The following is a 22,669-nucleotide window of genomic DNA, read 5'->3' on the forward strand; positions in this document are numbered from 1 at the left end:
TCGCCAGGCTCGGCCACACCTGCAATGGAACCGCTCTCGCCTGTCAGCGCCTTCGACGGCACAGCCGTGCCCGGCGTGGGGGTGACCACGCAGGCATCCGGATTGGCCGTGCAGTCGTCGGTCGCCGCGTTGCGGATCTCGCTCACCCCGGCGGGGATCGGGTTTGCCACCGTCACCTGATAGACAACAGCCACTGTGCCGTTCGCCGGCACCAAGATGTCGTCCCACACCAGCGGATCACTGCCCGCGGGCTCCCTCGCCGCGCCGGCGACACTCGCCGAACCGGCAACATAGGCGGTGTTGTCGTCGATATTGTCGGTGAGGTCGTAAAGCGCTGCCGCCGCGTCGCTGTTGGTCAGCATCACCGTATAGGTGAGCGTCTCGCCAGGCTCGGCCACACCTGCAATGGAACCGCTCTCGCCCGTCAGCGCCTTCGACGGTACAGCCGCCCCCGGCGTTGGCACCACCACGCAGCCGGCAGGCGGCGGCGTTACCGAGCAGTCCGGCTCCGGTTCGCCAACCTTGTAGGCCACGTTGCCGATCTCCGTCACACTGTCCGGTATCGTATCGGCCACCGTCACCTGGTATTCCACAGTGACAGAGCTGCTCGCGGGGATGGTGATGCCGCTCCAGATCAGGGGATCGCTGCCCGTGGGCTCCCCTGCCCCGGCCGTGCCGGCGGTCGAGCCGGCCACATAGCTGGTCAGGTCGTCGATATTGTCGGTGAGGTCATAAAGCGCCGGGCTGCCGCCATTGTTGGTGAGCGTCACCGTATAGGTGAGCGTCTCGCCGGGCTCGGCCACACCTGCAATGGACCCGCTCTCCGCCGTCAGTGCCTTTACTGGCGCGAAATCGTCGTTGGTGATCGTGCAGATGGCGTTCTGGCCATTGGCGAGCGTCAGTTCGTTGTGGGCCACGGGCGTGGCCGCCGCGCCGTCGATGGCGCAGCTGTAAAGGCTCGGCGCGTAACCCGGCAGAGTGTCCTCGCCAAGCGTGTAGGTGCCCGCCGGGATCGACGCGTTCGTCACCGCCGCATCGCCCATCGGGCCTTCGATCAGATCGGCGGGGGTGTCGTTATTGGTCGCGCGCAGCGTGAAGTCGGCGGCTACATTCGTCCCGCCATTGTCGTTCACAACCTGCTTGCGCAGCGTGATCTTCGGCTGGCAGATCGCATCCGTATTGATCTGCGCCATGAAGGCCTGGGCGCCCGGCCCGGACTTGATGTGCACAATGACCGTGTTGAGGCCGGCCTGCCAGTCGCCATTCATGGAGCCGTTGGCAACGCCCCCAGCCGAAAAGCCCGCATAAAAGTAAGGATCAGCGGTCCCGAAATTGGACTGAATGCCCTGAGGCTGGCCGTTCACCCAGACCTCGTAGACCGAGTTGTCCGCATAGAAGCTCATCTGCAGGTCGAGGCTGGAGGGATCGACCGCAGAATCGAGGTTGAACTGGTAGCGGTAGAAGATGTCGTAATTGACCGGAGTCGGATGCGTGGCCGTCGAGCTGTTCGATATCCAGCCCGCATTGCCGAAGGGCGATGAGATATATACGGCGGGCGGATTGGTGACGATTGTCGCACCACCCCAGGTCAGGCCCGCTGGCGGTGGGCCGTTAACCGGCGTCGGCGTCAGCGCCACCTGCCAGTAGTTGTCGAAGCCACTCGTCTTCCGGCCGCCAGCGCCATCATAAGCCGTGTTGAAATATGCGCCGGAGGTCGAACACGACATCGTGTCCGGCGGGTTCGGCGTATAGGGCGGCGCGGGCGTCGTCACCGAGCATTCGGTGCAGTCAGGCGGCACATCGCCACCGCTGATGCGGTTGGTGATTTCGGTGATGCCGAGCGGAATGGGAGCAGCCACCGTCAGGTCAATCTCGACCAGCGCCTCGCCGCCCACCGGCACCTCATCCACGGTGAGCTGAACCGTAGACGACCCTGCCACCGGGTTCGTGAAGCCGCTCGCGCCGTCGACGCGCGTCATGGTCGCGCCGTTCGGAATGTTCTCGATGAAATCGAAATCGTTAAAGGCAGAGCCGCCCTCGTGGGTGATCGTCACCCGGTAGGTGAGCACCTCGCCGGGCTCGGCGACATCATTGGTCGTGATGCTCTCGCCGATCAGCTCCTTCCGCACGCTCACAACCGGATCGGCCGGGGTGTCGGTGTCGGTGGCGGTGTTGTTGTCGGGAGTGGCGTCAACCACGCCGGCAGGCTCCGTGATCGTCGCCGTATTGACGAGATCGCCGGTAAAATCGGCCGGCACGCTCATGGTGAGCATGTAGGTGACGGAAGCGCCCGCTGGCAGGTCGGCCGTGGTCGCGATCGCGCCGGTCCCGCTCGCCGCGTCGCACACAGCGCCGCCCACCTCGCTGCCGCAGGTCCAGCTTGCCGTTGTGATGCCGGCCGGCAGCGGATCGCTGATCGCCGCATCGGTGACGTCGTCCGGACCGTTGTTCGTGGCAACGATGGTGTAGACCACATCCGTTCCCGGCGCATAGGTGGTCGCGCCGTCATCCTTGGTGATGGAAAGGTCGGCCGCGCGCTGTTCGTTGGTGAACACACACTGGATATCCGCCTCCGGCCTCACATTGGCGGCCGGAATGGTCGTGGCCGGCGAGGCGAAAGTGCCGATCACGGTCGGGTTGCCCGTACTGGCGGCGTTCTGATCGGTACAGACGGCAGTCCGGAGTGCCCAATCGGCCGGGACGACTTCGCTGAGCGTGACGTCCACCCGCGTGTCGCGTGCGAAGTACATGGGCGAGGACACGGCGGTGCCCGCCGCTGTCGTCGTCAGGGTCGTGCTGGGGACGGTGGCTCCGTCCGCCTGCACGAGATTTGTCATGTCGATCTGAAAGCTGCCAGTGCCGCCCTCGCTCACCTTCGAGATCGTCACGCAGGGTGGGCGGACGAAAAGCGAGTTGGCGATATTATCGCCACCGCTGACGTTGCTGGATGTAATGGTGATGGAAGTGACGGTGTCGGCGCTGGTTCCGTGCACGAAGCCCGACTGCCGGTACGGCCCACCCGGACTGTAGCGAACAGCACCGCCCGAATAGGTGAGATCGCCTGAGACGAGAGAGAAATCGGCTGTCGTAGCCGTGCTCCCGGCACCCAGGTCGACGGTGAAAACGGGCGGCACTGCATCGTAATCGGTTGTGCCGGTTTCATTGACATCAATGACGGCGAACTGGATCCAGTTCGCCGGAATGGGCTGCGAAAAGTTCCACTGGATCGTGTAGTTTCCACCGCCCTGCGTAGCCCAGGGTTGGTCGGTCTGCCATGCGCCGGCTGTCTTCTGAACCGTTCCAGTGACCGGGAAGGGAGCCAGTGTGAAGGTGTTGCCCGCTGTAACAACGCGCGGGGAGCACACGCCGGAGGTGGGCGGCGGCTCCATCGTGTCGGTGTCGCTGGCGGAATTGTTGGACGTGTCGGTGTCGGTGATGCCGTCCGGCGGCGCCACCGCCGCCGTGTTGGTGAGGTTGCCGCTGTAGCTACTCGGGATCCCCATAGTCAGCGTGTAGGTAACAGAGGCACCCGCAGGCAGGTCGGCCGTGGTGGCGATTCCGCCGCTGCCGCTCGTTGCCCCGCAGACGCCGCCACTGGTCTCTTCGCCGCAGGTCCAGCTTGCATTTGTGATGCCGGCGGGCAGCGGATCGGTGATCTCAGCACCCGTGGCGGGTTGGGGGCCGTTGTTAGTGACGGCGATCGTGTAGGTCGTATCTCCGCCCGGGATATAAGTCGCCTCGCCGTTATCCTTGGTGATCGAAAGATCGGCTTCGCAACCAGCAGTGTCGTAGGTGTATGAAGGCTCGAATTGTTCGGCGGTCCAGGATTTGCCGCCGGCATGATGAGTCTCGAGCCATAGTCCTACGACGATATCTCCGGCCTCAAGAGCAGCAGCCGATACATCTTCCGTAATGGTAAGGGTTTCCGTTGTTCCAACGGGAGTATAGCCGATGGAATACTCTGTGAGGGGTGTTGTGCTACCAGCAGAGAACAGAGCAAGGCGACCGACGTAGCCGGAACCGGCGGCCGGTCCGTTATTGGTTGCCTCAACAGTGACAGTGATAGAAGCCGTACCGCTGTCGCAAACTGGTCGGGGGGCCTGAAGGGCTGCCGCGACTCCTCTGTACAGCTGAGAACCGTCCCCGTCCGATGCGTCCGAGTCCACCGGAAAGTTCACGGAACCGCCCGTCCAAAGCGAACCACCGCCTCCCGCAAGTGGAACGTGCACCGCACTAAAATCAGGGGGCGTCGTTTCGGTTGCGGTTGGTGTGCCCGAAACCTGGGCCTGGGCGGCGCCGAGCCATGGGCCGAGTGCGGCAACGCAGAGCCAGAAGGCGACGGCACACGTAAGCGGATACCGCCTGCGAAACTTTCCACCATCAGAATTCGCGGGTCCACTCGTCGCGCGCACAAGATAGCTTAGTTGTCCGCGCACCATGTCGCGCAGCGAAATTGGCTTCCGCATGAGTGGCCCCCACAAAATGTCACCGTAGTGGAGGCTTATTCACCGCTTTTACCCCCACCCCGGCGTGTCCGAAAATGGACCGTACCGTGGCGAGAAGTAGACATAGCAGCGGAGGGCCTGTCTTTCAGGATCCGTTCGAGTTTTTCAGAATCCTATCGTTTTCGTCTTTTTTTTTGAGCACTAGAATTTTGCGCCGCTTTACGACGTTGCGCTTCAAATTTAGCGTTATCCAGAACCGGCCGTTTTCTGAGCGTAGAAATCCAGACGGTTTTCCAGACGCAGCGGCAAAAGCAGGACGCCATCGCATGCCCGTCCGAAGTAATGGTCAGGGAACCAGCGTTTTCGGCAGAGGGAAAGCCGCTATCCAACTGTCGTTTTTACAGAGTTCAGTGAGGCGTCCGTGGTCTTGACACAAGCGTTCGTCCCGGCGTTGCTCTGAAGCTGGCCTCGTTACTCGACTATCCCTGAAAGTTGCCGCCTTATCCAGTGCCGGAACGTTCTAAAAGCCGGGCTGTTCTTGCTGTCTGCCCAGCACAGGTAATAGTGGCGTGTACTCTGTGCTGGCCACCGGTCGTCGCTGAACAATTGCACCAAGCGCTCGCTGGCCAAATAAGGCGCAGCATAAACATGGGATAGCCATGCCACGCCATACCCATCTAGTGCCGCGACAAGCGTCAGCGCGCTAGGCAGCCTGGTAATCCGTGTGTGAGCTTGATGGGCTAAGCCATGATCATCGAACCAATTAGACATTTCAATGTCCCGGTCCTCATCCAGAATCCACGGTAGCTTGGTCAGATCCTGAGGTGTTTGAATGGAAACTGACTCCAGAACCGAAGGCGCCGCCACGACGACATCCCTACTTTCAAGAAGCCGTTCGCAGTTTATCCCTGGCCAGTGACCGTCACCATGCCGGACAGCGGCATCGAAGTCCCCTTGTGCAAGATCATGCACTTTCGCATCGGCATTGATGCGCAGATCTATTTCCGGGTGAAGCTGCAGAAACTCACGAAGGCGTGGCAGCAGCCAATATTGTGCGAAATGCGGCGTCACGGTGATATTGAGGATATTTTCGTCACGTCGAAATTGGTCGATATCAGCGGCAATCGCCCTGAAATTCCGGAGCAGATTGGCGGCCAAGTCTGCGGCTTCCGGCAACATGACCAGACGGTTGCCGGAACGGGTAAACAATTTGCGCTGCAAGCGGTCTTCCAAGCCTCGTAGATGCTGACTCACTGCGCCATGCGTCACCTTGAGCGTATCCGCAGCAGCACCGACAGAGCCGGTTTCATGGACCGCCGCGAAAGCACGAAGGGAATTCAGCGGCAACCAAGCGATATTTTTCCTTTCTGTCATGATAGAAGAACTAACAGTAACACAGCTTTTCTGACAAGCCTTAACCCCCATGAGCTGCTATGTTTTAGCGGTTGTATGAACGGAGGTAAAATCAGAATGGCATACATTTTTTCTAACAATTACGCTGAGAATATCTCCATCTGTCAGGTTCCTGCTTCCGGCATTGATCAGGAGGCAGTTCACCGAATTCGCCACCAGGGCCGGATCGAGCGGGCGAAAATTGTTCGTCAGTGCTTTGCAACACTCAAGCGCATTGCCACGGCAACTCACTCCGGCGGGGGCATCTCGTGACCCGTCCAACCAGCGACGTGCAAGCATTTGAAGCCCACGCAACTGACGCTGACCTCGACGATCTTCGCGCGCGATTGGCCGCTGCGCGGCTACCGGAGGCCGAGACGGTCTATCGCGCCGCGCCCGACCCTCGCCGATGGGAACAGGGCGTTCCTCTCGCCGACCTCGTCGATATCGTGAACTACTGGCGCACCGGGTATGATTGGCGCTCGTTCGAGGCGCGACTTAACCGGATCGGCCAGTTTCGCACGACCATCGACGATCTGGGAATCCATTTCCTGCACCGCCGATCCACCCGCGCAGACGCCACGCCTCTGATCCTGACACACGGCTGGCCAGGCAGCGTTGCCGAGTTCATCGATGTCATAGACGAACTGGCAGATCCGGAAAATCCGGACGCGCCAGCGTTCCACGTCGTGGTCCCGTCGCTGCCAGGCTTTGGTTACAGCGACAAGCCGGCCACCACTGGGTGGGGCATCGGAAAGATCGCGGCCGCTTGGGTGGAACTGATGGGAAAGCTCGGCTACAGCAAGTTCACAGCCCACGGCGGCGATTGGGGAGGTGTGATCACCACGACCCTCGGCGGCAGGTTTCCAAGTCACGTTCTCGGCATCCACACAACGCTCGCGCAGGCACCGCCAGGTTTGACAACGGAAGGGCTGACGGCTGTCGAGCGCAAATGGACCGAGGAAACCCGCGATTTCTGGCGTCAACGCGCAGCTTACGCGAAGCAGCAGGCGACCCGACCGCAGACTATCGGCTATTCGCTCGTCGACTCACCAGTCGGGCTTTTTGCCTGGATCCTCGACAAGTTCGCTGAGTGGACAGATACCGAAGATAGCCCGTTCGAGACGATTTCCAGAGATCGCGTTCTTGACAACGTCACCCTGTATTGGCTGACGCGAACCGGCGCATCGGCGGCCCGCATCTATTACGAAAGCCACGGCGGTGTTAACGCGCTCGACCCCGAGCTTCGTGTCGATGTCCCGTCAGCAATCAGTATCTATCCCCGCGACATCGAGAAGTGTCCCCGCGCCTGGGCACAGGAGCGGTACCGACAAATCGTCCGATGGAGGTCGCCTGAAACCGGAGGACATTTCCCGTCGCTGGAGGTTCCCGAGTTCTTCGTCAAGGATCTGCAAGAAGGCCTCGCGGCAGTACTGGCCGCTCGCGGTAGTCGGTCATAACATTGTCGACGCTGGCGTGGATGGCGAAGCGCCCTGGTGAGGCTGAGGACCCCAGGACATTTCTGCGGCCCACCAATGTGTCTCTTGAGTGCTCCAGTTTCGGTGAGTCGGCTGGTCTCAGGTGGTGCAACTTGGCAACGTGCCTGCAGGGAGCTCGCTTAGTGGAACGCACAACTGAAGGGTCCAAGGTAGGCAACAGCGGATTGGCTGCTTACCACTGACCTGGATTGGATCCGAACAGACCGCTATCGGCCCCGAGGCAAGACAGTTGTCAACGTGGGGATCGAGCCATAGGCAGAAGAGCTGTAACAGTCTGGGGGAAGCTACCGTTGTCACTACACACTCAACCGATGGAGTGAATCCTCGGTATCAGTGCGCCTTTTGCAATCTCTACCGTTGCCAGGCTCGCCGACAATTTGAAACGGCGCGGGCCAGCGCTGCCGGGGTTGAGATAAACGACGCCATCCAAAGTCTCGATGCTGGCACGATGAGAATGTCCCGATATGACAAGGCTTACGCCCGCTTCACTCGGCGGAAATCCGAGGTCTTTGCGATCGTGGATGATAAAGATCTTCTGATCGAACAACGTCACGTGGAGGGTCTCAGGATATGTCAGCGCCCATCCTTCAACATCGATATTTCCGCGGATCGCCGAAACTGGTGCGATCGCTTCCAGCCTTTCGATGATTGCTGGCCCCCCAATATCGCCCGCGTGGATGATGTGGTCGACACCATATAGCAGCTCGACGGCCTGATCGCGCAGGAGGCCGTGGGTGTCGGAGATAACGCCGATTGTATGCATCGCATTCTGGACTATCAGCTTTCGAGCGGTCGTGCGAGTGCGTTGCAGACGGACGGGCTGCGGCCCAAGACGGAAATCGATTTCCGCGTCACGATCAAGGCGTGGTGTCGGCCAGCTCAGGTGTTTGAAAGCCAGCCGGATCTCGCAAGTGAAATGCTCGCCAAGCCAGCCGGTGAAAGCGATCGGCTTGGCGGGCACGGGGCGTTTATCGAAGATAACCTGACTCGTTGGCCTCGGCGACTTCCTTCTTGAACTGCGTCAGCAGCCCGAGGGCGTCCTCGCCCAATTCCTTCTGGATGTGTTCCTCGAAAGGCGGCTGGGTGACCTCGCGCATCTGGTCGCGCTGCTCGGGCGTGAGCGCGGTTATTTCCATAGCATCGCCCAGACCAGCGACGCCGCGGTCCGATGCTTCTATTATGCGCGACAGTCCGCGTGAGGCGACGACGCAGGACTGCGCCGCATACCGCAGGATCTCCTGCTGACGCTCATCGAGGCCATCCCAGAACGCTTTCGATAGCAAGAAAATATAGGGCGAGAACAGGTGGTTCGTCAGGGTCATGTAGTCCTGGACCTCGCCGAAGTCCGAAAAGGAGATGATCGGAACCGGATTCATCTGTCCGTCGATCACGCCGGTCTGGAGGGCGGAATAGACCTCGCCCCAAGCCAAGGGATACGCCTGTGCGCCGAGCGCGTTGATGATCACCTGGTGTGATGGCACCGTCATTGTGCGCAGCCGAATGCCTTCAAAATCCGCAAGATCTTCGATCGCGCCTTTCGAATTGGTCACGGCGAAGAAGCCGCCGGTATCCGGGAAACCGAGCACCACCACATCGCCGAGGTCCTTTTCGATATCCTGCTTGAGCGCCTGCCCGAACGGGCCGTCGAAGACCTCGTAGGTCGCGGCGTTGTCGGTGAAGGCGAAGGGCAGGTTCAAGACGTCAATCTTGGGATAGTAGGATGCCAGGGCACCGGTCGAAGCGATCGTCGCCTGGATCACCCCGTCGCGCACCATCTGCACCTGCTCGGAGTTCGAGCCGAGCTGATCGTTTGGGTACATCTCGATCTCGATCGCACCGTTCGTATCGCTCTGGACGATGCTGGCGAAGACCTGCGCACAGGCGTGGCCCGGATTGTCGAACGGGTCGGGCGCGTTGTCGTGCGCCAGCTTGAGGACCTGCTCCTGCGCCGTAGCCGCAGTCGTCATGGCAAGCGCGCCGGCAAGGGCGTATGCGATTTTTCTTCTCATGTCGTGTTCCTCTCCTTCATTCTCGTTGTTGCAGGCAGTCGCCTTCAAATGTCCGCGTCAGGCGAAGCCGAGCCAGCGCGGGATCAACATCGCCATGTCCTCCCAGAAGGCGAACAGGATGAGGACGGCAACTTCGGCGATGAGGAAGGGCCAGAGCTTTAGCGCGATTTTTTCGAGCTTCTCTCCGGTGACGGAGGAAAGCACGAAGAGGCAGGCACCGACGGGCGGCGTCATCAGCGAGATATTGAGCGCGATGATGAAGATGAGCCCCGCGTGGATCGGCTCTAGGCCGATCTGCGCGCCGAGCGGCGCCAGCACCGGTGCCAGGATGATGAGGGTGGCTGTCACGTCCATGATCATGCCGATGGCGAGAAGAAGCCCGATGATCAGCAGAATGAGGACGTAGCGGTTTTCCGAGATCGACAACAGCGTTTCGGCGATGGCCTGCGGGACGCGGTTGAAGCTCATCCACCAGCCGAGCGTGCTGGCGAAGCCGATTATGACGAAGATCACGCCACTGATGATCGCCGTGCGAAGCAGCATGCGACAGAGCGCTGAAAAGCTGATGTTACGGTAGACAAAAAGTCCGAGCGCCAGGGCATAAGCAACGGCGACGGATGCCGCCTCCGTCGGCGTCACCACACCGCCGAGAATACCGCCGAGAATGATGACGGGCATCAAGAGGGCGGCGATCGACTTCGCGAAGGATCGTGCCAGGTCCATGAAGGAGGCGCGCGCCTCCGCCTTGGGAAGCTTGTTGCGGGCAGCACCGAGCGCGATAACCGCCATGCAGACAATGCAGATAAGCAGGCCGGGAAGAATGCCGGCGGCGAAGAGCCCTCCGATCGACACGCCCATGAGGGACCCGTAAACAACCATGATGCCCGATGGAGGGATCGTCGGCCCGATGATGGAGCCGGCGGCCGTGACAGCACAGGCATAGTCGCGCCTGTAGCCCTGGCGGACCATTTCCGGCACCAGCGTCTTGCCGAAGGCGGCAGCATCTGCGGTCGCCGCCCCCGTTAATCCCGCGAACATGATCGACGCAACCATGTTGGCGTGCGCCAGCCCGCCACGAAAGTGCCCAACCAGCACATGCGCGAAGCGCATGAGCTGCTGAGTGATGCCGACATGGTTCATGATCTCGCCGGCGAGAATGAAAAAGGGCATAGCCAGGAATGGGAAGATGTCCAGGCTGTTGAACATCCGGCTGGGACCCATGGCGAGGAACTGCCCGCCACCCATCTGCACGACCCCCACCATCCCGGCAATCCCGATCGAGAAGCCGATCGGCGTGCCTATGAGCAGAAGAATAACGAAAGCGAGTCCGACGAGCATGATCAGAGCTCCGCGTTTTCTTCGAGGTGATAGCCGCCGAGATCGCGGACCATGACCAGAGCCATTTGGAGCGCTGCGAGCCCTGCCGCCGCAGGAATCGCCGAATAGGCCGGCGCCAGCGTCATGCCGAAAATCATCGCCATGCGGGTAGAGCCGGACTGGGCAAAGCCGATTCCGAACCAGAAGAGATAGATGAATAGCAGCAGCGTGATGAAATCGGAAAGCATCAGCAGCGCACGGCGTGGCGTCTCCGGTAGCCGATCGGTGAGCATGGTGAGGCCGATATGCTCGCGACGGACGATACCGGTCGATATGGCGAGCAGCACGGTCCAGATCATCAGATAGCGGGCGAGCGGCTCGGGCCAGTTGAACTGCCAGTGAAAATAGTAGCGATCCATCACGCCGATCCATACGTCGATGACCAGCGCGGCCATGAGGACGATCAGGATGATCTCGACCAGCCGGTTCAATCGGTCGCTAATGATCGCCGCCACACGTCTCATCGGGCTGTTCCTCGTTGTTGCGGTCAGTCCACCCGCCCGCGTGCGGCCACCGGCACGCGTTCGACATGACAGTTGCCGCCGACGAAATGCACCTCGTCGAACAGGTTCGTGACGACGCAGGCATGGTTCGGAATGATCTCGATGCGATCGCCGATCGCAGGCCGTCTTCCGCAGGCGGAAACGTCGACAACGCCGTGCTCCTCGCTGAGCGAGATGATACGCGCTTCGGGGTAGGCCGGAATGTAACCGAACCCTTCGAGGCCGAGCGTGTCGCTGGAGAGCGTCTTGGAACCGGAATCGAGCACGACGCGGTCCGGCGCCGGCGCAGAGACCACGGTGGCCAGCACATGCAGCGCGCATTCGTCGAAAGTGCAGGCCTCACGCGCCACCTGCGACCGGTCCATGTAGATGTAGGTGCCGGGCCGGTATTCGGTGACGACACCTGCCTCGTGGGCGCGCCACATATCGGGCGTTCCGCCGCTGGTCACCACGGGTACGTCCAGCCCGGCTTCTTTTAGCTTGCGGGAAGCCTCGGCCAGCCACGTGGCCGCCTCTTCGGTTCTTCCGGCGGCGGGATACGTCATCAGCCCGCCGAAGCGAAGGCTTCGCGCGCCGTCGATCCGCCTTGCCAGCGCAAGTGCCTCGTCGATGCTCGGCACCCCGCAGCGCCCCATGCCGGTGTCGCATTCGACGAAGACGGTGAGCGGCGCATCTGCCCGGAATGTCTCTGCGTAGCCGTCGATCGTCTGGGTGCTGTCGGCGGTCACCGCCAACGTGACGCGTTCGGCGAGCGCCTTGAGGCGCTTCAGCTTTGCGGCGCCTACGATGTTGAAGGTCAGGAGGATGTCAGAGAGGCCGGCATCGGCCATGACCTCGGCCTCGCCCAGCTTCTGGCAGGTGATGCCGCAGGCGCCGAGTTCGATCTGTCGCGTGGCGAGGTGGGGCAGCTTGTGGGTCTTGATGTGCGGGCGCAGCTTCAGGCCGTGTTCGTCGGCGTAGGCCTGCGCCTTTTGCAGATTACGCTCGACGCGGTCGCGGTCGATCACGACGGCCGGGGTTTCGATATCGTCCAGGGTCAATTCGACGAACCTCCTAATCGCCTACCGGCCGGCCCGGGTCGCTCATGTTGAGGCCGGAGAGGCTGATGCGGATGCGGCGCAGACCTTCCAGGACGCTCGGCCCGATCATCTCCGCCGTGGTCATGGCGATCAGGTCGATGATGAAGAGCAGCGAGTAGCGGCCGGCGGTGGGCTTGTAGAGCTGGGTGTCGGGCGCGATGACGAAGGGAAGGCAGACTTCCGCCTCCTTCGCCAGATCGGATCCCGGGTTGGTGATGGCCACGGTGCGCGCGCCGTACTGGCGGGCGACGCGCACCGACTCAATGATCGAGGTCGCCTGTCCCGATGCGGAAATGGCAAAAACGAGGGATTTCTTGTCACAGACGGCCGACTGCATGCGTTGCATCTGCCCGTCAGTATGGGCGACGACCGACAGGCCGAGACGGAAGAGGCGGTTCTGCATCTCCACGGCACCAAGCGATGACACGCCGCCGGAGCCGAAGACGCAGATCTGGCCGGCGTTGACCGCCATCTCGGCGACGGCGTTGACGGTGCTCATGTCGGTGGTGTCGCGAGCACGCTGGATGGCTGCGGCCGCACCGTCGGCCACCGCATCGACGACACGCGCGTCGCGTTCGTCGCGCACCAGTGGCTCCGGGAAGAGATAGAGTCCCCCGATCGCCAGTACCTGGGCGAGCTTGAACTTGAACTCGCGCACACCCTCGCAGCCGAGGGAGCGGCAGAAGCGCGTGACCGTCGGTTCGCTAACGCCGGCGCGTAGGGCGAGATCAGCGATGGGTGCGCGCGAAGCGTACTCGATGTCGGACAGGATGATCTCGGCAAGGCGACGCTCGGCCTTGCTGCCGTCAGCCGCCCAGATACGCAGTCGATTGACGATATCCGTCGTGGTCAAGCGATGCTCCCGAAACTGTTCCCGTGGCGCCTTTGCGGCTGCTCATGAGGAAAGCTTGGCAGGCAAAATGTAAAAAAGCAACATAAAATTTTGTGGTTGTACCCTGCAGATGTGACGTTTAGAACAGATATGTAAGAAACTTAACTTCATAATTGACGGATGGCAAATGCCATATCTTTGCGAGAAAGGGTTCCTGAGATGACCAAGCAGACGTTCGGAAAGGCACATGTGCCACTGTCACCCGCAGTGCGTGCCGGCGACTTCGTTTTCATATCCGGGCAGGTGCCGGCGGACGCGAACGGCAGCATCGTCGTCGGCGGAATCGCGGAGCAGACGAAACAGGTGATGGAGAACGTGAAGGCGGCGCTCGCGCTTGCCGGCGCCGAGCTCTCGGACGTCGTGAAGACGACGGTCTGGTTGGAGGACGCCCGCGATTTCGGTGCCTTCAACAAGGTTTACGGGAGCTATTTCGAAAACGACCCGCCCGCGCGGACGACTGTGGAATCGCGGCTTATGGTCGACATCAAGATCGAGGTGGAAGCCGTCGCCTATAAACCCGCATAAGGCAGAAGGCCGAACCTGAACTGCAGCCCAGGAACACCAGATGACATTTGATCTCGTCCTCACCGGCGGCCGCGTGATCGATCCCTCGCAATCGATCGACGCCGTCACCGATGTCGGCTTTGCTGACGGCAAGGTGGTGGCCGTCGAGGACGGCCTCGCGCAGCGTACCAACACGATCCGGGACGTCACCGGGAAGATCGTTACGCCCGGCATCATTGACCTGCACACCCACGTCTATTGGGGCGGGACGTCGCTCGGCATCGATGCCGAGGAGTTCGCGCGCACCAGTGCGGTGACCACCAGCATCGACACCGGCAGCGCCGGGCCGGGCAATTTCGCCGGATTCCGCAAGCACGTGATAGAGCCGTGCGAGACGCGCATACTCGTCTACCTGCACGTGTCCTTCGCCGGCATCTACGGTTTCGATCCGGTGGTAATGGTGGGAGAAAGCCACGATTTCCGGCTTATGGCACCCAGCCATGCACGACGGGTAATCGAGGAAAACCGAGACGTCATCGTCGGCATCAAGGTGAGGATCGGGCGCCATGCCAGCGGACCGCAGGGCATTGCGCCTCTCGACGTGGCGCTCGGTCTGTCCGACGAGACCGGACTGCCGGTCATGTGCCACATCGACGAGCCGCCGCCGTCCTACGAAGCGGTCGTCTCCAAGCTGCGCAAGGGCGACGTGCTCACCCACTGCTACCGGCCGTTCCCGAATGCGCCGGTCAAGGGCGACGGGACGATCAAGGCCGAGGTGCTGGCGGCGCGCGAGCGAGGAGTCTATTTGGACATCGGACACGGCATGGGATCATTCTCCTACCGAACTGCCCGCGCCATGCTCGCCGGGGGCTTTCCGCCGGACACGATTTCTTCCGACGTCCATGCCTTCTGTCTGGAGGGCCCCGCCTACGACCAACTCACCACGATGAGCAAGTTTCTTGGCCTCGGCATGCCACTCGACGAGGTGATTGCACGCTCGACGGTGAAGGCCGCCGAGGCGATCAACCGGCCGGAACTCGGCACCTTGCGTAAGGGCGCGGTCGGTGACGCCTCCATCCTTTCGCTCGTTGAAGGCGAGGACCAACTTGAGGACGTGGAGGGCGAGGTGATGACGGTCAATGAGCGTCTGATGGCCGAAGGCGTCGTCGTTGGCGGAGAATGGTGGCACCCGAAATGATCTGGGACACGCTCACCACCACTGACTTTGCCGGCATCGACCGACGCACGCCCGTGATCCTGCCCATCGCAGCGGTCGAGCAGCACGGACCGCACCTGCCGCTTTCGGTGGACTGCGACATCGGCCGGCACTTTGTCCGCCAGGCGGAGACACAATTCGGTACGGAAATGCTTGTTCTGCCGCAGGTCCAGGTCGCCTGCTCGCAGCATCACATGGATTTCGCCGGAACGCTAACAGTTAGGCCGGAGACTTTCCTCACCTATGCGGCGGACCTGTTGGAATCGGTCATTGCTCATGGGTTCGACCGGATCGTGATCTTTAACAGCCATGGCGGCAATCAGGCGATCGGCCGAGTGCTGGCCGACAAGATGGGCACCAGTCACCGCCATTGTCATGTGGTCATGGCGACGTGGTGGACGCTCGCGGCAGCCGAGCTCACGCCACTCCAGGAGAGCGCGCGGGGCGGCATCAGCCATGCTTGCGAGTTCGAGACATCGGTGATGATGTTGGCGCATCCCGAAAAGGTCCGGACAGACCAGATCACCGGCATGTCGCACGTCACGACCCACGAATGGGCGCAGGAGGACATGCTGAACGGCGCGCGGGCCTCTCTCTTCCGCACCATGTACGAAAAGTCTGGCGGCACCGGCACGGTTGGCGACGCTTCTACGGCGAGCGCTAAGAAGGGCGAACGCATTACCGACGCCGTCGTCGGCGCGCTGGAGATTGTTGTCCGCGATCTGAAGTCAGCCGGGCCGCGTGTCGCGGCTGTGCCCGGAGGGCAGGCATGAGCGTGCCGGAGATCTTGCGCTGCACGACCTGCAGTGTGGAGACGTCGATTGCATCGGTGCCGTCCACCTGTCCGGAATGCCGCGGCATTCTTGATCTTCGCCTTGCCGCGCCGAAAGAGGGAATTACGGCCGAGGAGGCAGAAGGGATCTGGCGGTGGGCAAAGCATCTGCCCCATTGCGACCCGACGAACCGGGTTACGCTCGGTGAAGGCAAGTCGCCGCTGCTCTCCGCGCCGCGGATGGCAGAACAGACCGGGCTAACGGATCTCTGGATCAAGAACGACTCCATCATGCCGACGGGATCCTTCAAGGACCGCGCAATCGCCTTGGCGACATCGCTGGCGCGGCACTATGGAAGACCGGGACTGGTCCTTTCCTCCAGCGGCAATGCGGGTGCGTCGAGTGCAGCCTATGCAGCGCGCGCGGGCCTGCCGCTGGTTGTTTTCGTGCCGGCTACCGCGCCGGAGGCAAAACTGCGCCAGATCGCGGCGACCGGCGCGCGACTAGTTCCTATCGACGGCAACACCGCCGACTGCTGCCGCCTGGCCGACCGCCTTTCACGCGAAAAGGGATGGGTGAACCTGACGACCACCTATCACAATCCCTACGGCGTCGACGCCTATGCGACGATCGCCTATGAAATCGCAGAACTCGATCCGGACGTCATTCTTCTGCCGATCTCCAGCGGGCCGCTTCTCGCCGGCATCATGAAAGGCTATTGCCGGCTGATGGACGCCGGGAAGATTACGCGCATGCCGCGGCCGATAGCGGTTCAGGCCGAAGCCTGCGCCCCGATCGCCCGCGCATTCGCATGTAACGGCGACATTGAGCCTTGGCCACGCCGCCCGACGATCGCCTCCGCACTCAACGACACGCTGGAAGGATATGAGCGCGATGGCGACTATACGCTCTATTGGATTCGGCGCCACGACGGTGCGGCGTTCGCCGTAGACGACGATGCGATCCGCGCCGGCACCAGGCTACTCGCCACGACCGAGGGCATCCTCGTGGAACCAAGCGCCGCCGTTCCCGTGGCCGCCATCAGCCGATTGCTGGAACGCGGACTGATGCTGCCCGATGAGCGGGTTGTGGCTGTTACGACCGGCCATGGCTTGAAGGATATGTCCTGGGCGAACTTGTCTGCCGACCGAGCCGGCTTCCCCGCCGATGTCGATCTCGGCGCCATTGCGGATAAAGTACAGCTTGCCCGCTCTGACGGGTCTTACCAGTAGCGGCAGTTACTCTCTTCGTCCTGAAACCACAACGTCAGCTTTCGGCGCGTTTTAAAGGTTCATCACCGGCCGAGCCGGGTGGGTGAGGTGGAAATTCGGGCAGCCGGAGCCGGAAGCGCCGACTGCCTGTGTTCGTGCCGGCTCTGGCTTACCGGCGTCAGCGCGCAGCGGCGTCAGCGCCTTTCGCAGCTTGGTCGATGACGTCGGCAACCACCTTCGGCTGTGTCATGAAGACCGCGTGGCTGGCCTCGACTTCAGTGATCGTCGCGCCAATGCGCTCGGCCATACTGAATAGCATCTTTTGGTCGAACGCCTTGTCGTCGGTGGCGATGACCGCCCAGCTCGGCTTGGTCCGCCAGGCGGCGTGGCTGAGCTTGGTGGCGAAGACCCACATGTTGATCGGCACCTGCGAATCCCGCAGGAAGGCGGCGTCCGCATCGCTGGTATCGGCGGCAAAGCCGGCCTTAAATTGCTCCTGATTCACAAAGCCGAATCCGTCCTCCTGCGTCTCGATGACAAATTCAGGCGGGGTGGTGAACCCTTCATACTGTTCAGCCGTCGTCTCGCCGGCATCAGGCGAGAGTGCGGCGACATAGACGAGGCCCGCCACCTTCGGGTGGACGCCCGCCTCGGTGATGACGGTGCCACCCCAGGAATGGCCAACGAGGATGGTGGGACCGTCCTGGCGATCCAGAGCCCGGTTGGTCGCGGCGACATCGTCGGCGAGCGAGGTCAGCGGGTTCTGCACGATGCTGACGCGATATCCACGCTGAGTCAGCTCGTTATAGACCCCACGCCAGCCAGAGCCGTCGGCGAATGCGCCGTGCACCAGCACGACATTTCTGATGGCCTGCTCCTGAGGAATCCGATCGGCAGAATGCGCAAGCGTAGCGGCGGCGATGCCGGCGCTGGCAGCCGTTGCGGCCAGCAGGTTTCTCGTCTTCGTGTTCATGTGCGTCTCCTTTCAAATCGCGATAACCATTATCGCGATATATAATCGCTTACGCGAACTCTCGCCGCCTGTCCAGCATAATTTTTATCGCGATATTTATTTTTGCGATTTCACCGGCTATATGGGTGCCGAAGGAGATCGCCATGAAACGGAAACAAGAGAACAATCCCGTGCCGCTGGAGGACCAACTCTGCTACGCCATTTACTCGGCGGGCATCGCCATTCAGCGCGTCTACAAGCCATTGCTCGACGAATTGGAACTTACCTATCCGCAATATCTCGTGCTCAACGTGCTTTGGCGTGAGGACGAGCAGACGGTCGGCGGCATCGCCGAGAAGCTGGCGCTGGAATCGAGCACGCTCACGCCCTTGCTCAAACGGCTCGAAGCTGCCGGACTCCTGCGCCGCACGCGGAACCCGGAGAATGAACGGCAGGTGGTGGTCGCGTTGACCGGCCAGGGTCGTGAACTCAGGTCCAAAGCGGGCTGCCTCGGCGATGCATTGCTTTCCGCTTCCGGGCAAAGCCCTGCAAATTTAAGCGAACTGAATCGGGACGTCAGGACGCTTCGCGACAATATCTACAAACACATTGGAAGCTGGACCTCGCCGGACTGAACGCGCGGTTCCGGGCATGTGTAGCCTAGGCCGGCGCGATGGCCGCTGCATTGCGACTTCTCGGAGACCGGGCTACACAGTCGGAACGGTTCCGCCGTCGATTACATATTCCGTGCCGGTGATCGTCGCGGCGCGGTCGGAGGCGAGGAAAGCGACGAGATTGGCGACCTCGATGGGTTTTGATGGCCGGCCGATCGGAACGCCGCCGAGAGCATCCATGATGATCTTCTTGCCGCCCTCTATATCCGTTCCTGCTTCCTCCGCAAGCCGTTGCGCTAATTCGATGGACGATTCCGTTTCGATCCAGCCCGGCGAGACACGAACTACCCGCACACCCTTCGGCGACACCTCCTTTGACAGACTTTTGCTGTAGGCAGACAGCGCGGCCTTGGCCGCCGCGTAGGCAGTGGTCGCTTCCGGCAGCGGGAGCAATCTCTGGATCGAGGAGACGTGGATCACGACGCCGCTCCCCTGCGCGATCATGCCCGGCAGCAGCGCACGGTCGAGCCGGACCGCAGGCAACAAATTGAGGTCGATTTCCTTCCGCCATTCCTCATCCGTAAGCGCTGCGAAGCCACCGGCGGGAGCGGACGAGCCGCCGAGCATGTGAACGATGATGTCGACGCCGCCCAGCCGGTGGCGCGCAGCCTCGGCCACGGTCGTGCAGCCTTCGTCAAGAGTGAGATCGGCCGCAACGAAGAACTCTTCCGGCAGCATCTCCGGCGCTGACCGCGCCGTCGTCAGCACCTGCGCTCCAAGCTGACGGAACAGCTCTACCGTCGCGGCCCCGGCCCCCTTGGTGCCAGCGGTGATAAGGGCGCGCTTCCCTTTTAATGTGAAGAATTCGACCATCCTTGAATCCTCGGTTCGATGCTCGTTCAATGTTGTCTCCCCGACACTGTGGGGACTCCTCCGAATCCTATCAGGGCGCCCGGTCACGCGCGGATGTCCAGCTCCACGATCTGGCCATCCTCGAGCCGGAACGCGAAGGTGAGAGTGGCGGGACCTCCCGGGAATTGCCCGGTTACCCTGGCGCGGACTTTGGTGGCGCCCTCCTCCTCGGCCACCTCAAGTGGCTCGGCGACATGCTGGTATTTGGCTTTCACGTCGCGCCACCAGGCAACGATGGCCTGACGGCCGGTATGGGAGCGGCCCTCGTCGTTAACGACGGCATCGGGCGCGAAGGCACGGATCAGAGCCTCGCCGTCATTGCTCCTGTCTGCGTGGAAATAGCCCTGGATCGGTGAAGGCAGGTCCATAGCGCTGTTCCCTCTTTTTGGGTGTCGTTTCGTCCCTGCTATTTAGACGTGGACATCTGTTTCGATAAGCTGGATAAAGATGGATGAGGAATTGCGATAAGAGGGACAATGTACCGGCCAGCGCTGAACGACCTCGACGCGGTCATCGCCGTTGCGCGCAGGACTTCATTCCGAGTCGCGGCGCTCGATCTCGGCATGTCCACAACTGCGCTTAGCAACGCCATCGGGAGGCTTGAGGCGAGCCTTGGCGTCCGCCTGTTCAACCGCACGACGCGCAGCGTCTCGCTCACCGATGCCGGGCGCGTGTTTATCGAGCAGGTCGGCCCGGCATTGCAGGACATTCACGGCGCCATGGAGGCGGTACGGGCGCGGCAGGCAACGCCGTCAGGGACGCTCCGCATCAATGCATTTGCCACCGCGGCGCGCGAGATCCTTTCGCCGCTGGTGCTGGAGTTCCTGCGCCGCTACCCGCAGGTGCATATCGATCTCGTCACCGAGGGGCGGCTGGTCGATATCGTTGCCGAAGGATTCGACCTCGGCGTGCGTGTGGCCGACCTCGTGCCCAGCGATATGATCGCAATATCGCTGGGCCGACCGCAGCGATATGCGGTCGTCGGCTCGCCGGCCTATGTCGAGAAGCATGGCAGGCCGCACGCTCCGCCCGACCTCCTCCAGCATCAGTGCGTCCGCGTGCGTCTCCCGAATGGCGCGCTCTATCGCTGGCAGTTCGAGAAGGACGGCAAAACCGCCCAGATCGACGTAACCGGCCCGATTACCTTGGATGAGGCGAGCCTCGCGCGAACCGCCGTGCTGCAGGGCATCGGGCTGGGCTTCTTCATGGAACAGGACATACATGCCGACATCGAGGCGGGACGTCTCGTTCGCGTGCTGGACGACTGGACGCCGCCCTTTGCCGGCCTCTGCCTCTACTATCCCGGACGGCGCAACCCTTCCGCCGCCTTCAAGGCGTTTGTCGCTCTGGCGCGAGAACTCGGTGGAAGATCGGCAGCGTGATGACGTTCAAGGCGGCACTACTCTCCCGCGCTGCAATGTTATGTGCTGCTGCAACGAGATCGGAGCAATCGACTGCTTTCCCAAATGCCTCCCGATAGCGGTCGAGGTTACGGCCCAAGTCGAGCCATTTGAGAACCAGGGTAAGCAACAACGCCGGCCTTATCTGCCCACGTAAGGAGCCAGGTGCCTCGACAGTGTCGGCAATTCAGGTTGCTCAACTCTTTGGAGCAACCCCATGGTGGAACAGATTGTCGGGATCATAAGTGACCTTGACCTTCTGCAGCGCACATAGCTCCCGCCCCAGAAGGCTTGTACCCAATTCGCTTCAATGTAGTCGCTCTCGGAAATGTGATCCGCTGGGACGTGGACCTGAGCGCATTCATGGCCGAGGCCCCCTCCGCCTGACCTTCCGCCAGCGCCGCGTGTAATCCGGGCGCCTCTGGCGGGAATACGGCCGCATCGGCGGCGGCTGCTATGAGATGATCTCCTCGGTCGGCTTGACCCGGCTATTCCGCAGCAACTATTCGCTGCGTGGCATTAGGGGGTGTCGACCGCAGTGTCAGAACCCAGAAGGTCAGCGTCAATGCGCTGATGCCCGCTCCCATAACGGAGACACCATTCCAGCCGGCATAGGCATAGACCATCGTTGACGCCGATGAGCCGATCGCACTGCCGATGGAATAGAAAATCACATAGGCCGCGGTGAGGCGATTCTGTGCCTCTGGCCGCACTCGGTAGATCATGCCCTGGTTTGTCACGTGCGCCGCCTGCAACCCGAAATCAATGATGAACACGCCGGCGATCAGCCAAAGGATCGAGTGCGGCAGCATCGATATCGGCAGCCACGCAATAAGCATGAGAGTGAGCGCTATTCCGGTGGTACGCTGCCCGTGCCCCCGATCGGCCCACCGTCCGGAGCGCACAGCTCCGAGCGCGCCGGCAGCGCCAGCGAGGCCGAAGAGCCCGACCTGGGTATGAGACAGTGAAAAGGGCGGCGCGCTCAGCGGCAACACCAGGGGTGCAAGCAGTGTCGTGATGCGGGCGAAGATCAACATGGCGATCACGGCGCGAATGCGCAGCACAGGTTCCTCGATGAAGAGCATCAACAGGGAGCCGATCAGACGCGGATAGGAGAGTCTCGCCTTTGGCTTTTCCTGATGTGGGAGAGTTTTGCAAAGGAGCGCTGCAATCACGAGCGTCAAAACAGCGGAAAGGAGATAGACTGTTCGCCAACCTGAAAGGTCGGTTAGAAGTCCTGCGAACGTCCGCGCCAGCAGGATGCCGAGAACGATGCCGCTTGTGACGACGCCGACGATCTGTCCGCGTTCGGCGGGTTGAGCCAAGCTCGCGGCATATGCAACAAGCGCTTGCGTCACGACAGCCAACAGCCCGACCGCTGCCATCGAGACCAGTAACATCGCCGCGGTGAAGGAAAGTCCCACGCATCCGAGCGCTAAAACCGATAACAGTGACTGGCCGATGATAAGCTTGCGACGGTCGATGAGATCACCGAGCGGCACCAGCAGAACCAGACCGAACGCATAGCCCAACTGCGTCGCTCCGACGATCAGGCCCGCTATGGAGCGCTTAAGCCCAAGATCGTCAGCAATTACGTCAAGCAGCGGATGGGCGAAATAGGCGTTGGCCACCGCGAGACCGCTCGCGACAGCAAACAGCAGCATGACCGGCCGACTGAGCGCGGACGCCTGCGTTTCTGGGGAAACAGATGCTGTTCCGCTCTCACGGCTCTGCATGTGCCTTTCATTTGTGCACAAGGCACCGTTCGCAGCGCCACAAGGCGCTTCGCCTTTCATCGAATCCATTGCGGACTCCCGTAGAATTTGTTGTATTATGAAACCAAAAACGAGATATCTTGTTTGGTTTCGTTATGCAACCTTTTTCTATGCAT

At 61.6% G+C, this 22,669-nt stretch carries 21 protein-coding genes; 8 read left to right on the forward strand and 13 right to left on the reverse strand.

Going from position 1 to position 22,669, the window contains the following annotated elements; translation table 11 throughout:
- Both LY631_RS19400 and LY631_RS19405 read right to left on the reverse strand, forming a co-directional pair.
- The coding region (locus LY631_RS19400; RefSeq protein WP_445082920.1) for a prealbumin-like fold domain-containing protein at positions 1-4,466 on the reverse strand (4,466 nt) is incomplete at its 3' end.
- A 450-nt stretch (positions 4,467-4,916) separates the two neighbouring features.
- Positions 4,917-5,819, reverse strand: a complete 903-nt coding sequence (locus LY631_RS19405; RefSeq protein WP_274427252.1) for a LysR substrate-binding domain-containing protein — start codon at positions 5,817-5,819, stop codon at positions 4,917-4,919.
- Between the two features lie 96 nt (positions 5,820-5,915).
- Here LY631_RS19405 and LY631_RS19410 point away from each other — a divergent pair, with 96 nt between their 5' ends.
- Both LY631_RS19410 and LY631_RS19415 read left to right on the forward strand, forming a co-directional pair.
- Complete coding sequence (locus tag LY631_RS19410; protein WP_274427253.1) at positions 5,916-6,110, forward strand: hypothetical protein; 195 nt, start codon at positions 5,916-5,918, stop codon at positions 6,108-6,110.
- Positions 6,107-7,297 carry an epoxide hydrolase family protein gene (locus LY631_RS19415; RefSeq protein ID WP_274427254.1) on the forward strand — a complete coding sequence of 397 codons (1,191 nt, stop codon included), beginning with the start codon at positions 6,107-6,109 and terminating at the stop codon, positions 7,295-7,297. The genes LY631_RS19410 and LY631_RS19415 overlap by 4 nt, the downstream gene beginning before the upstream one ends.
- Before the next feature lie 343 nt (positions 7,298-7,640).
- Here LY631_RS19415 and LY631_RS19420 read toward each other — a convergent pair whose 3' ends face one another.
- The 6 genes from LY631_RS19420 to LY631_RS19445 are packed head-to-tail and all read right to left on the reverse strand — an operon-like array spanning position 7,641 to position 13,157.
- Positions 7,641-8,297, reverse strand: coding sequence for a metallophosphoesterase family protein (locus LY631_RS19420; protein ID WP_338000451.1), 657 nt, complete (start codon positions 8,295-8,297; stop codon positions 7,641-7,643).
- 7 nt (positions 8,298-8,304) lie between these two features.
- Positions 8,305-9,345: a TRAP transporter substrate-binding protein gene (locus tag LY631_RS19425; protein WP_274427255.1), complete on the reverse strand. Its 1,041-nt coding sequence runs from the start codon at positions 9,343-9,345 to the stop codon at positions 8,305-8,307.
- A 57-nt stretch (positions 9,346-9,402) separates the two neighbouring features.
- Positions 9,403-10,683 (reverse strand): TRAP transporter large permease, encoded by a 1,281-nt coding sequence (locus tag LY631_RS19430; protein WP_274427256.1) that lies wholly within the window; start codon positions 10,681-10,683, stop codon positions 9,403-9,405.
- Positions 10,684-10,685: 2 nt separating this feature from the next.
- Positions 10,686-11,186: a TRAP transporter small permease gene (locus tag LY631_RS19435; protein WP_274427257.1), complete on the reverse strand. Its 501-nt coding sequence runs from the start codon at positions 11,184-11,186 to the stop codon at positions 10,686-10,688.
- A gap of 23 nt (positions 11,187-11,209) precedes the next feature.
- Positions 11,210-12,265, reverse strand: a complete 1,056-nt coding sequence (locus LY631_RS19440; protein ID WP_274427258.1) for a D-TA family PLP-dependent enzyme — start codon at positions 12,263-12,265, stop codon at positions 11,210-11,212.
- Between the two features lie 13 nt (positions 12,266-12,278).
- On the reverse strand, positions 12,279-13,157 hold the full coding sequence (locus tag LY631_RS19445) for a MurR/RpiR family transcriptional regulator (RefSeq protein ID WP_274427259.1): 879 nt from the start codon (positions 13,155-13,157) through the stop codon (positions 12,279-12,281).
- A gap of 198 nt (positions 13,158-13,355) precedes the next feature.
- Between LY631_RS19445 and LY631_RS19450 the strand changes: the two genes are divergently transcribed.
- The 4 genes from LY631_RS19450 to LY631_RS19465 are packed head-to-tail and all read left to right on the forward strand — an operon-like array spanning position 13,356 to position 16,921.
- Positions 13,356-13,721, forward strand: coding sequence for a RidA family protein (locus tag LY631_RS19450; RefSeq protein ID WP_274427260.1), 366 nt, complete (start codon positions 13,356-13,358; stop codon positions 13,719-13,721).
- A 40-nt stretch (positions 13,722-13,761) separates the two neighbouring features.
- Positions 13,762-14,898: an amidohydrolase/deacetylase family metallohydrolase gene (locus LY631_RS19455; protein WP_274427261.1), complete on the forward strand. Its 1,137-nt coding sequence runs from the start codon at positions 13,762-13,764 to the stop codon at positions 14,896-14,898.
- A complete protein-coding gene (locus tag LY631_RS19460; protein WP_274427262.1) occupies positions 14,880-15,689 on the forward strand; it encodes a creatininase family protein in 810 nt (269 codons plus the stop codon). The genes LY631_RS19455 and LY631_RS19460 overlap by 19 nt, the downstream gene beginning before the upstream one ends.
- Positions 15,686-16,921, forward strand: a complete 1,236-nt coding sequence (locus LY631_RS19465; RefSeq protein WP_274427263.1) for a pyridoxal-phosphate dependent enzyme — start codon at positions 15,686-15,688, stop codon at positions 16,919-16,921. Before LY631_RS19460 ends, LY631_RS19465 begins: the two co-directional genes overlap by 4 nt.
- A gap of 157 nt (positions 16,922-17,078) precedes the next feature.
- On the opposite strand, the gene LY631_RS19470 is transcribed toward LY631_RS19465, so the two are convergent.
- Positions 17,079-17,873 (reverse strand): alpha/beta fold hydrolase, encoded by a 795-nt coding sequence (locus tag LY631_RS19470; protein WP_274427264.1) that lies wholly within the window; start codon positions 17,871-17,873, stop codon positions 17,079-17,081.
- Positions 17,874-18,016: 143 nt separating this feature from the next.
- Here LY631_RS19470 and LY631_RS19475 point away from each other — a divergent pair, with 143 nt between their 5' ends.
- Positions 18,017-18,487 carry a MarR family winged helix-turn-helix transcriptional regulator gene (locus LY631_RS19475; RefSeq protein ID WP_274427265.1) on the forward strand — a complete coding sequence of 157 codons (471 nt, stop codon included), beginning with the start codon at positions 18,017-18,019 and terminating at the stop codon, positions 18,485-18,487.
- A gap of 72 nt (positions 18,488-18,559) precedes the next feature.
- Here LY631_RS19475 and LY631_RS19480 read toward each other — a convergent pair whose 3' ends face one another.
- Together LY631_RS19480 and LY631_RS19485 are read right to left on the reverse strand one after the other, a co-directional pair.
- A complete protein-coding gene (locus LY631_RS19480; protein WP_274427317.1) occupies positions 18,560-19,339 on the reverse strand; it encodes an SDR family oxidoreductase in 780 nt (259 codons plus the stop codon).
- An 83-nt stretch (positions 19,340-19,422) separates the two neighbouring features.
- A complete protein-coding gene (locus tag LY631_RS19485; RefSeq protein WP_274427266.1) occupies positions 19,423-19,746 on the reverse strand; it encodes a nuclear transport factor 2 family protein in 324 nt (107 codons plus the stop codon).
- Positions 19,747-19,854: 108 nt separating this feature from the next.
- On the opposite strand from LY631_RS19485, the gene LY631_RS19490 reads away from it, so the two are divergent.
- A complete protein-coding gene (locus LY631_RS19490) occupies positions 19,855-20,760 on the forward strand; it encodes a LysR family transcriptional regulator (protein ID WP_274427267.1) in 906 nt (301 codons plus the stop codon).
- Positions 20,761-20,974: 214 nt separating this feature from the next.
- Here the strand turns inward: LY631_RS19490 and LY631_RS20545 are convergent, their stop codons facing one another.
- Positions 20,975-21,079: a BBE domain-containing protein gene (locus LY631_RS20545; protein ID WP_445082921.1), complete on the reverse strand. Its 105-nt coding sequence runs from the start codon at positions 21,077-21,079 to the stop codon at positions 20,975-20,977.
- Between the two features lie 187 nt (positions 21,080-21,266).
- The gene (locus tag LY631_RS19495) at positions 21,267-22,514 is read right to left on the reverse strand and encodes an MFS transporter (RefSeq protein ID WP_274427268.1); all 1,248 of its coding nucleotides are present in this window, start codon (positions 22,512-22,514) and stop codon (positions 21,267-21,269) included.
- Positions 22,515-22,669 lie beyond the last annotated feature (155 nt).

Origin of the sequence: Chelativorans sp. YIM 93263 (genome assembly GCF_028767125.1) — a bacterium.
Lineage (GTDB): Bacteria > Pseudomonadota > Alphaproteobacteria > Rhizobiales > Rhizobiaceae > Chelativorans.